The sequence below is a fragment of the Micromonospora sp. MP36 genome (assembly GCF_008119785.1).
Taxonomy (GTDB): domain Bacteria; phylum Actinomycetota; class Actinomycetes; order Mycobacteriales; family Micromonosporaceae; genus Micromonospora.
Genome location: NZ_VSFA01000173.1, coordinates 1 through 9,540, shown reverse-complemented (window position 1 = coordinate 9,540; position 9,540 = coordinate 1). Strand labels below are relative to the sequence as shown.

Here is a 9,540-nt window from a genome sequence, read left to right as displayed (position 1 = left end):
GGGTCAAGGGGGCCGTTGGACCTGTAATCGGCCGTTCCTATTGCCGAGGGGCGTCCGGAAGGGACAGGATGACCTTGTACGCCGGAAACACACCCGTAACCTGCGTGCAGCTGGTCTCTGTCACAAGGAAGTGGGAGTCAGTCATGAGCGACGTGTCGACAGCACTGGGTGTGCGCCTCTACCCGGACCTGGTCGAGCAGGGCGGACTGGCTCCCGCGCTCGCTGAGGCGGCCGTCCGGCACCAGCTCGACCTCGGCCAGGTGGCCGCCCCCGACCACGGGCGTGCCCGGTTCACCTGCGCCGAGCTGACCTCCGACCGCGGCGTCGTCTGCGTCGGTCTCGGCTCCCAGGCCCGCTACTTCATGATCGACCTCCGGGTGTCCGGCGAGGTCCAGGCCCGCGGCGACGCCACCGACCTGCTCCAGGTGGCGCAGGTGGCCGATGCCTGGCGCGCCGGGATCACGCTGGCCGAACTCACCGCGCGGTTCCCCTTCATGGAGGAGATGAAGCGCTACCCGGTCGCCCAGGCGAGCTAAGCCCTTCGACGCCCATCCGCCACCGGCGATCTCCACTCGCCGAGGCTCTGCCGCTGCCATTAACCCGGCATCCTAATACGCCGAGGCGCGTCCCACCGTCTCGCCGCTGCCCCGCAGCGCGGGCGTTCATCTCTGCCCGGAGGTCACCCGTCCGGGTTAATCGCTTGCCGGCATCGCCCGGCGATTGCTGCAATCCCAGTCGACATCCACCGAGTTGGAGGAGCACCACGATGCGAGCTGCGTCCATGTCCCACCAGAAGGGAATGACCGCCTACCCAGAGGACATGACGCTGCGTGAAAACCCTCAACCTCGGCATCCTCGCCCATGTCGACGCCGGTAAGACCAGCCTGACGGAACGACTGCTGCACAGCGCCGGGGTCATCGACGAACTCGGCAGCGTCGACGACGGCAGCACCCGTACCGACACCCTGACCCTGGAACGGCAGCGCGGCATCACCATCCGCTCCGCCGTCGTCTCCTTCGACGTCGCCGGGGTCACCGTCAACCTGATCGACACACCCGGCCACCCGGACTTCATCGCCGAGGTGGAGCGCGCCCTCGGCGTACTCGACGGGGCGGTACTCGTCGTCTCCGCCGTCGAGGGCGTCCAGGCCCAGACCCGGGTGCTGGCCCGCACCCTGCACCGGCTCCGCATCCCCACGCTGATCTTCGTGAACAAGGTGGACCGGGCCGGCGCCGACCCGGACCGCGTGCTGCGCCAGATCGCCGACCGCCTCACCCCGGACCTGGTCGCCCTCGGCCAGGTCGACGCGCCCGGCACCCCCGCCGCCCGGTGGGTACCGTTCGGGCCGGACGAACCCGGCCACACCGCCCGGCTGGTCGACCTGCTCTCCACGCACGACGACGCGCTGCTCGCCGCGTACGTCGCCGACGAGCGGACGGTTACCCCGGCCCGGCTGCGGGCGGCGCTGGCCGCCCAGACCGCGCGAGCCCGGGTGCATCCCCTGTACGCCGGCTCGGCCATCACCGGCGCCGGGGTGGACGACCTGATCACCGGCCTCGCCGGGCTGCTGCCCGCCGCCGAGGGCGACGACCAGGCCGCACTGTCCGGCACCGTCTTCAAGGTCGAGCGCGGCCCGGCCGGCGAGAAGATCGCGTACGCCCGGATCTTCGCCGGAACCGTGCGGGTCCGCGACCGGATCCGCTACCGGCGGGATCTCGAGGCCAAGGTGACCGGCATCGGGGTCTTCGACGGCGGCGAGCCGGCACCCGCCGACTCGGTCGGCGCCGGCCGGATCGCCCGCCTGCACGGCCTGACCGACGTCCAGGTCGGCGACCCGCTCGGCACCCCGCCCGACCGCCCGGCCGGCCGCCACCACTTCGCCCCGCCCACCCTGGAGACGGTGGTCGTACCCGAGCGGGCGGCCGACCGACCGGCCCTGCACACGGCCCTCGCCCAACTCGCCGAGCAGGACCCGCTGATCAACCTCCGCCAGGACGACCTGCGCCAGGAGATCGCGGTGTCCCTCTACGGCGAGGTGCAGAAGGAGGTCATCCAGGCCACCCTCGCCGACGAGTACGGCGTCCCGGTCAGCTTCCGGGAAACCACCACCGTCTGCGTGGAACGGCCGGTCGGCGTCGGCACCGCGGTCGAGTGGATCGGCCGCGACCCGAACCCGTTCCTCGGCACCGTCGGGCTCCAGGTGGCACCCGGCCCGCGCGACAGTGGCGTCGAGTTCCGGCTCGACATCGAACTCGGCTCGATGCCGCTGGCGTTCCTCAAGGCCATCGAGGAGACCGTCCGGGAGACCCTACGACAGGGGCTGCACGGCTGGGCGGTGATCGACTGCGTCGTCACCCTCACCCACGGCGGCTACTGGGCCCGGCAGAGCCACTCCCACGGCGTGTTCGACAAGAGCATGTCCAGCACCGCCGGCGACTTCCGCAACCTCACGCCACTGGTACTCATGGCCGCGCTCGCCCGCGCCGGCACCCGCGTCCACGAACCGGTGCACCGGTTCCGCCTGGACCTGCCGGCCGACCTGTTCGGCACGGTCCTGCCGATACTGTCCGGCCTCGACGCGGTGCCCCGCACCGCCACCCCGCACGGCAGCGGGTACCTGGTCGAGGGCGAGGTGCCCGCCGGGCGGGTGCACACGCTGGAACAGCGGCTGCCCGCGCTGACCCGGGGCGAGGGGACCATCGAATCGGAGTTCGACCACTACCGGCCGGTCCGCGGCCCCGCCCCCACCCGACCCCGCTGGGACCACGACCCCCTCCACCGCAAGGAGTACCTGCTCGCCGTGGCCCGCCGGGTCACCGCCCGTCCCGAGCGGTGACCCGGCGCGGGTACCGGGCCCGCACCGCGTCGATGCAGGTGTCCCGCGACGTCGGACCACCGAACCGGAGCCGGTCGTACCCGCTGAACGCCGGCTCCAGCGCGTCCAGCTCGTCGACCAGCGCGTGCAGCCGGTCCCGCCAGGCCGCCGACTCCGCGTCCGCCGCGGCCAGCGCCGCCTCGATCGCCGCGGTCAGCTCACCCTTGCGCCGGATGTTCCCCGGCGTCACCGAGTGCAGGCACACATACTGCCCACTCAGGTAGGCATCCCACTCGTCCGCGCCCTGCGCCGGGTCGGCCCAGTGCCCGACGAACCACTGCGCCAGCAACTCCGCGCCACCCGCCCGCTCCGCCAGCGCGAACAGATCGGCCGGCACCATCTCCGCGCCGTCCGAGCGCAGATAGCCCGGCAGCGGCAGCCGCCGGTCCAGCATCAACCGGCGTACGTCGTCCGGGTCCCGCCCGGTCGCCGCACACAGCTCCGCCAGCACCACGAACTGCCCGCTGACGTACGCGTCGTCCGCCGCCGTCATCGGGTGATCCCCGTTGACCTCGCGAAACCGCTCCGCCACCCGACGCCGCAACTCCATCCCGGCCTTCCTTCCTCCCGTGCCCCGCACAGGCTAGGACCGGGACCATTCGGCGCCCGCCGAAACGTGCTCGCGAATACGGCGGCGATGCCGTGCCGCGAGACCCGAGCGCGGCGCAGGCGGGTCCAGATGCCGACGAACCACGCTGTCGGACCCCGGCGGTAGCGTGGGCCCGCACCGACGCGCAGGGAGGACGAATCGTGGCACAAAGCCGGGAGAAGGTCAGCGTCACCTGCGCCGAGTGCGGCCACACGCGATCCGTGCGGGCGACACTCATCCGCGGCTTCGACGCGCTGGTATGCGCCCACCACCGCCTCACCGAGGCGCCGGCCTCGCTGGTCGTGCCCGACGGCCACCTCGTGGCCATCACCCCGGACGTCGCCGGATACTTCACCGGCTACACCGTCAGCACCCCGACCCCCGCTCAGGCACGCTCGATCTGGCGCGCCACGGCACTCGCCGCCGCCGCGACCGGCCGCCCCGCCCCACCGCCGCCACCGGACGACGACCTGTCAGCCTGGCAGCCGGTCATCGACGCACTCACCGCCAAGCTCGGCCCCGACGGCTGGGAACTCGCCGACGCCGACTCCGAGCGTGGCCGCCGCGGCCGGGTGTGGACAGTAAAGATCTACACCGACTTCGGCTGGGCCGGATTCCTCGAAGGGTCACCGCGGCAGATCGCCGCAGACCTGGCCGCGATCCGCGACGACTACGCCCGACAGACCGCCGCTGCCGGACTGACCTGTCCCCACTGCGACGCCGACCTGTCCCCGACCGCGCCCGCCAGTCGCTGCGACTGCGGCTCGATCGCCTGGCGGCCGGTCGCCTGGAACGCCCACAACCCGGTGTCCGTGATCGCCGACGCGCTGGCCTACCTCGACGACGCCCCACCATATGAGGTCGCCGCCGAGCAGGTACTGCTCACCTGCCTGCTCGAACCCCACATCGAGTTGTACGCGGGCGACCCGCGACTGCCGGCGGTCACCTTCGAAGACATTGCGGCTGCGCTGCAGGTGCTCGTTCCGAACGCGCGCTGGGCGACGATCGGGGAACGGTTGCGCGCAGTGCTGCCGGTGGGCGCCCGCTGGGAGGGCGGCCGAGCCGCGCAGCTGCGCCAGGCAGCGAGCGCCCTGGGGTACGACTTGGTCCGCACCCACCCGATCGACGACCTGCGCATCCCCTGCCTGGCCGCAGGCGACGACACCGACCGCAGCCTACCGAAGTGGTTCGACGTCACCGCCGCCGACGAGGGCTGGCAACTGCGGATCGACGCTGACGCCGGGCGGCTGCGGCAACGGTACGTCGACGACCATCCGGACGTGGACGACGAAGACCTCGGCGAGGCCATCGACCAGGTGCTGGACGACCTCATCCTCTCCGACGACGACGTTACGTGGGCGGTAACCACCAACTGGTGGGAAGGCGCCCTCGCGGTCGCGCGCCCGATCGACGACCCGTGCGACCTTGCGGCGCTGACCGCGGCATTGCGCGAGGGCGCCGAGGCGGTGGCTGCCCTGCACGCCACCATCAGCACCCGCGTCACCGCCTTCCTCCGCGATGCCGAGTAGAACGTCCTGCCGATCAGGTAGCGGCTCGGTGAGGACCCTTGTGCGCGTATCGGTCGTGGCATGCTCTTGCGATGGCCACGTATGACATCGCACTCGTGCTGCTTGTCGATCCCTCGGGCGCGGTGCTCTTGCAGCACCGCGACGAACACGCGCCCGCCTCGCCGAACCAATGGAGCCTACCGGGCGGCCACGTCGAGCCCGGTGAGACGCCCGAGGAGGCCGCCCGCCGCGAGCTACTGGAAGAAACAGGCCTGACAGCGGGTGAACTCCACCCGCTGTGGAGCGGCCCGCGTCCCTACGAGGAGGGCTTCCCCCACACCGTGACCGTCCACGTCTTCCGCGGCACCACCAGCGCGCGCCAGGAGGACGTGGTGCTCGGCGAGGGACGCGCCATGGTGTTCGTCCCCCGGGATGACGTACTCAATCGTGAGCTGGCGGTCTCCTCGGCGCTGGTCCTGCCCCTCCACCTCAACGACGCATGACCCGCGCCGGGACGGCAGCCAGAGCAGGCCGACATGCCCATCGACCGTGAGGTAGATCTTCGTGCGCTGGCCCGCCCGACCGATTGCCCCGGCTGATGCCACGCGTACGAATATCCATTGCCATCCGCCCGCCGGCCCGCCTACCGTGAGCGGGCAACATCAACCGGCACCACCACCCAGGGAGCACACCGTGTCGCAGCAGAACCGCACCCAGGCCGAGCGGCCCGCGCCGCGCGGCGGTGCCCTGCTGCCGGAATCCGGCCTGGGCGGCTGCCGATGGCAGCTCCGGCAACCAGGGTGGTGGCGCGCCTAGCGCCAGCGCGAGACCCGCGCAGCCGCCCGCCCCGAGACCAGGGACCGGGCGGCTTTTTCGTCACCCCGATCCAAGGGGCGTAGCTCAACGGAAGAGCACCGGATTCCAACTCCGACGGTTGCAGGTTCGAATCCTGCCGCCCCTGCTCCACCCCGTCCCGGCCGCCGGCCGGCGACGTCGCATCTTCTCAACTCCACAGTGGACGGCATGAGTACTGTCCCGGCCCGGCGTCCCTCCCGACGCCGGCCGGGCATCCGGGACGAGGGAGCTGGCTGACCCGCTCGCCTTGGGCGCGAGAGACACGCGGTTCGATTCCGCGGTCCCGGACTTTCGCGGACGGCAACCCGCCGTCCCACGCGGGCCGTTGGAGCAAATGGCAGCTCACCCGGTTCTCACCCGGGAGGCTACGGGTTCAAGTCCCGTACGGCCTACGCCGGTCCCACCTCCGGGACCACCTCGCGGTTGTAGCGCAGCCAGGCAGCGCGTCACCCTGCCACGGTGAAGATCGCCGGTTCGAATCCGGCCAACCGCTCGGACATCACTCAGCACAAGGAGACGACGATGGGCTACACCCCGCTGGCCGGCACCCGGGCGCCAGTCCGGGTCTGGACCGACCCCTACAGCATCGAGGCGCAGGCCGCCAAGCAGCTGCGCAACATCGGTGCGCTGCCCTGGGTACAGGGGGTCGCCGTCATGCCGGACGTGCACTACGGCAAGGGCGCCACCGTCGGCTCGGTCATCGCCATGCGCCAGGCCGTCTCGCCGGCCGCGGTCGGCGTCGACATCGGCTGCGGCATGTCGGCGGTGCGCACCTCACTCACCGCGGCCGACCTCCCCGACGACCTCGCCCCGCTGCGTACCGCGATCGAGGCAGCCATCCCGGTCGGCTTCGCCATGCGGGACGACGCGGTCGACCCGCGCCGGATCCGCGGCCTGGAGCAGCGCGGCTGGGACGACTTCTGGCGGCGCTTCGGCACCCTCGACCGGAGGGTCGCGCAGCTGGAGACCCGGGCGCAGCGCCAGCTGGGCACCCTCGGCGGCGGCAACCACTTCATCGAGGTCTGCCTGGAGCAGGGCGGCCCCGACGACGGCCAGGTCTGGCTGATGCTGCACTCCGGGTCCCGCAACATCGGCAAGGAACTCGCCGAGCGGCACATGGCGGTGGCCCGCGGCCTGCCGCACAACGTCGACCTGCCCGACCGGGACCTCGCGGTGTTCCTCGCCGGCACCCCGGAGATGGACGCCTACCGCCGGGACCTCTGGTGGGCGCAGGAGTACGCGCGCCGCAACCGGGCCGTCATGCTCGCCCTGCTCTGCGGGGTGGTGCGCGAGAGAACACCCCAGGTGAGCTACGACAGGCCCGTCTCATGTTTTGCCGGTGAGACGTTGGTGATGACGGATAGCGGCTCTCGGCCGATCCGGGACCTCGCCGGTGGATGGCACACTCTGCTGACTGCGGGCGGTCGGTGGGTGAAGGCACCTGTCGAGTCTTTTGGTCCACAGCGTCTCTACGAGGTCATCGTTGGTCGCTATGGCGAGGAAAAGATTATCCGAGCCACCGCACGGCATCGGTGGCTCTTGCGGCCGAAGGTTGCTCACAACCGTGCCGAAGCGATCACTACCGCGCTTCGCGTAGGCGACCGCCTTGCGTACTCGTACCCTACTCCACCTGCGGGCTTGGTCCCGTCGGCCCATGGCATCGCACGTGGTTTCGTCTTTGGAGATGGTTCCATCAGCGGGCAGAGCCTCGCTCACGCCAACTTCTTTGGGCGAAAGGATGACGCGCTACTTCCCTTCTTCAAGGAAATGGGAAAGCTGCGGACCTATTACTACGTCTACGAGCCAGATCGGCAAAATAGCAACCGTCACGTGCCGGCGTCCACGATCACCGCTGAGGCGTTGGCAAGTGGGAGGGTAAAAAGCTACAAGCGGTTGGGTGGGCTTCCTCGTGAGTGGAAGCGCGACTATCCGCCTTTGGACGGTGCTCCAGACGATCTTTACGGCTGGTTGGCTGGCTACTTCGCGGCGGACGGTGACGTCGGCAAGACTGGGCGTCCGTCCCTCTGGTCCGCTGATCGCAACCACCTCCAGTTCGTCAAGGAAGCCTGCAGTGCGCTGGGGATTTGGACGCTGCCCATCCGACGATCGAGCCGGAAGGGGTTCGGTGAGGGCGAGTCACCGGTCTATGTGATGGGGCTTTCCAGAGCTGACCTGACGCCCGAATTCTTCATCCATGACGAACACCGTGACCGCTGGAGCCGCAACCGAAATGCCGTTGAGCGGCGAGGTTGGACAGTACGGGCCGTCCGTGAGACCGAGACGGTGGAGGAAGTCTTCTGCGCGGTGGTTAAGGACACGCACTCCTTCGCGCTTGACGGAAACATCCTCACTGGGAACTGCCACCACAATTATGTGGCGGAGGAGACGTACGACGGGGTGGACGTGCTGGTGACCCGCAAGGGCGCCATCCGGGCCGGCAAGGGCGACCTCGGCATCATCCCGGGGTCGATGGGCACCGGCTCGTACATCGTGCGCGGCAAGGGCAACCTGGACGCGTACTGCTCGGCGTCGCACGGCGCCGGGCGCCGGATGTCGCGCGGTCAGGCGAAGCGGACGTACAGCACCGCGGACCTGGCGGCGCAGACGGCCGGCGTCGAGTGCCGCAAGGACGCCGGGGTGGTGGACGAGATCCCCGGCGCGTACAAGGACATCACCCAGGTGATGGCGCAGCAGGAGGACCTGGTCGAGGTGGTGGCGCACCTCAAGCAGGTGGTCTGCGTGAAGGGTTGACCAGACCGGCGCCCCTCGGGGGGAGGGCGTCGGTCACCCGCCCCGGTGGCGCAGCGGAGAGCGCGCCGGTCTACGAAACCGGAGAGCCCAGGTTCGAATCCTGGTCGGGGCACTCATCGGAAGTTCAAGATTTCTGTACCGACTGGCGGTCTGAACTTCCGCCGATTCGCATGCTCGCCATGCGTTGGCGACCGACGTCAAAGCCTTCGCGGAGATCCTCACCAACCGCCACGGGCACCGCCTCAACGCCTGGATCACCGCCGTGACCGCCGACGACCAACCCGACCTGCACTCCTTCATCGCCGGCCTACGCCGCGACCACGACGCTGTCGTCAACGGCCTGACCCTGCCCCACAGTTCCGGAGTCGTCGAAGGCCACGTCAACCGGATCAAGATGATCAAACGACAGATGTATGGCCGGGCGAACCTCGACCTGCTCCGCAAGCGAGTCCTGCTGGCCTGACAGGGTCACTCCGGATCACGGAAAGTGGGCCAGATCCAGGATTCAGGCGGCGTTGACACAGCCCAACCCGACGCAAGGCTCTCAAGGATCAGCATCTCCGTCGATGATTTCCCGCGAGCGCTTGGGGACCGATTCGCTGCCGGCATGGACGTTTCGTGCGACCGCTGCCTGAACGCATGCACCGGACTCCATCGGATCTAAGGCGTGTTTCATAAGCGGGTCAGAGCCACTCGGTGATGATGGTGATGGTCAGGACGGCTTGGAAGCGGACCGCGAGCTTGTCGTAGCGGGTGGCGATGCCGCGGTGGCGTTTGAGCCGGTTGATGCCGTTCTCGACGGCGTGGCGTAGCCGGTAGAGATCCTTGTCGAACGCTGGTGGGCGGCCGCCTTTGGAGCCTTTGGCCTTGCGGTGGGCGTCCTGGTCCTTCTTCCTGGGGATGCATGCCTTGATCCCGCGTGAGCGCCGGTATCTGCGGGTGCCGCGGCTGGTGTAGGCCT

At 69.9% G+C, this 9,540-nt stretch carries 9 protein-coding genes, 5 tRNA genes and 2 pseudogenes; 14 read left to right on the top strand and 2 right to left on the bottom strand.

All coding sequences use genetic code 11. From position 1 onward, the window contains the following. Positions 1–143 precede the first annotated feature (143 nt). A complete protein-coding gene (locus tag FXF52_RS39155) occupies positions 144–536 on the top strand; it encodes a hypothetical protein (protein ID WP_148804706.1) in 393 nt (130 codons plus the stop codon). A gap of 294 nt (positions 537–830) precedes the next feature. Further along, positions 831–2,837: a translation factor GTPase family protein gene (locus FXF52_RS39150; protein ID WP_148804705.1), complete on the top strand. Its 2,007-nt coding sequence runs from the start codon at positions 831–833 to the stop codon at positions 2,835–2,837. Here the strand turns inward: FXF52_RS39150 and FXF52_RS39145 are convergent. Then, entirely contained in the window at positions 2,815–3,426 is a 612-nt protein-coding gene (locus FXF52_RS39145; RefSeq protein WP_148804704.1) for a DUF6058 family natural product biosynthesis protein, read from the bottom strand. The two genes, FXF52_RS39150 and FXF52_RS39145, sit on opposite strands and share 23 nt — an antisense overlap. 200 nt (positions 3,427–3,626) lie before the next feature. Between FXF52_RS39145 and FXF52_RS39140 the strand changes: the two genes are divergently transcribed. The 12 genes and pseudogenes from FXF52_RS39140 to FXF52_RS39095 all read left to right on the top strand — a co-directional run bounded on the left by FXF52_RS39140 (position 3,627) and on the right by FXF52_RS39095 (position 9,042). Then, positions 3,627–4,994, top strand: a complete 1,368-nt coding sequence (locus FXF52_RS39140; protein WP_148804703.1) for a hypothetical protein — start codon at positions 3,627–3,629, stop codon at positions 4,992–4,994. Between the two features lie 71 nt (positions 4,995–5,065). Next, the gene (locus FXF52_RS39135; protein WP_148804702.1) at positions 5,066–5,476 is read left to right on the top strand and encodes an NUDIX domain-containing protein; all 411 of its coding nucleotides are present in this window, start codon (positions 5,066–5,068) and stop codon (positions 5,474–5,476) included. Positions 5,477–5,666: 190 nt separating this feature from the next. Next, positions 5,667–5,789, top strand: a complete 123-nt coding sequence (locus FXF52_RS43675; protein WP_255472849.1) for a hypothetical protein — start codon at positions 5,667–5,669, stop codon at positions 5,787–5,789. A gap of 73 nt (positions 5,790–5,862) precedes the next feature. After that, positions 5,863–5,934, top strand: a tRNA-Trp gene (locus FXF52_RS39130). A gap of 109 nt (positions 5,935–6,043) precedes the next feature. Next, positions 6,044–6,116, top strand: a tRNA-Pro gene (locus tag FXF52_RS39125). Between the two features lie 31 nt (positions 6,117–6,147). Continuing rightward, positions 6,148–6,220 (top strand) — tRNA-Glu (locus FXF52_RS39120). 27 nt (positions 6,221–6,247) lie between these two features. Beyond that, positions 6,248–6,321, top strand: a tRNA-Gly gene (locus FXF52_RS39115). 29 nt (positions 6,322–6,350) lie between these two features. Continuing rightward, positions 6,351–7,160 (top strand): annotated as a pseudogene (locus tag FXF52_RS43670) (RtcB family protein); the annotation flags it as partial. 21 nt (positions 7,161–7,181) lie between these two features. Next, positions 7,182–7,907, top strand: a pseudogene (locus tag FXF52_RS44330) (LAGLIDADG family homing endonuclease); the annotation flags it as partial. Between the two features lie 72 nt (positions 7,908–7,979). Next, positions 7,980–8,579: an RtcB family protein gene (locus FXF52_RS43660; protein ID WP_255472850.1), complete on the top strand. Its 600-nt coding sequence runs from the start codon at positions 7,980–7,982 to the stop codon at positions 8,577–8,579. 39 nt (positions 8,580–8,618) lie between these two features. Next, a tRNA-Arg gene (locus tag FXF52_RS39100) sits at positions 8,619–8,691 on the top strand. Positions 8,692–8,763: 72 nt separating this feature from the next. Beyond that, complete coding sequence (locus FXF52_RS39095; RefSeq protein ID WP_222870922.1) at positions 8,764–9,042, top strand: transposase; 279 nt, start codon at positions 8,764–8,766, stop codon at positions 9,040–9,042. Between the two features lie 220 nt (positions 9,043–9,262). Here the strand turns inward: FXF52_RS39095 and FXF52_RS39090 are convergent. Beyond that, positions 9,263–9,540, bottom strand: a 278-nt coding sequence (locus FXF52_RS39090; protein ID WP_148804701.1) for a transposase, incomplete at its 5' end; no start/stop codon positions are given.

What these genes read in the sequence shown, in the direction of transcription:
- FXF52_RS39155 (WP_148804706.1), top strand. Translation starts at nt 144, where the DNA reads ATGAGCGACGTGTCGACAGCACTGGGTGTGCGCCTCTACCCGGACCTG.
- FXF52_RS39145 (WP_148804704.1), bottom strand. Translation starts at nt 3,426, where the DNA reads ATGGAGTTGCGGCGTCGGGTGGCGGAGCGGTTTCGCGAGGTCAACGGG.
- FXF52_RS39135 (WP_148804702.1), top strand. Translation starts at nt 5,066, where the DNA reads ATGGCCACGTATGACATCGCACTCGTGCTGCTTGTCGATCCCTCGGGC.
- FXF52_RS43660 (WP_255472850.1), top strand. Translation starts at nt 7,980, where the DNA reads ATGGGGCTTTCCAGAGCTGACCTGACGCCCGAATTCTTCATCCATGAC.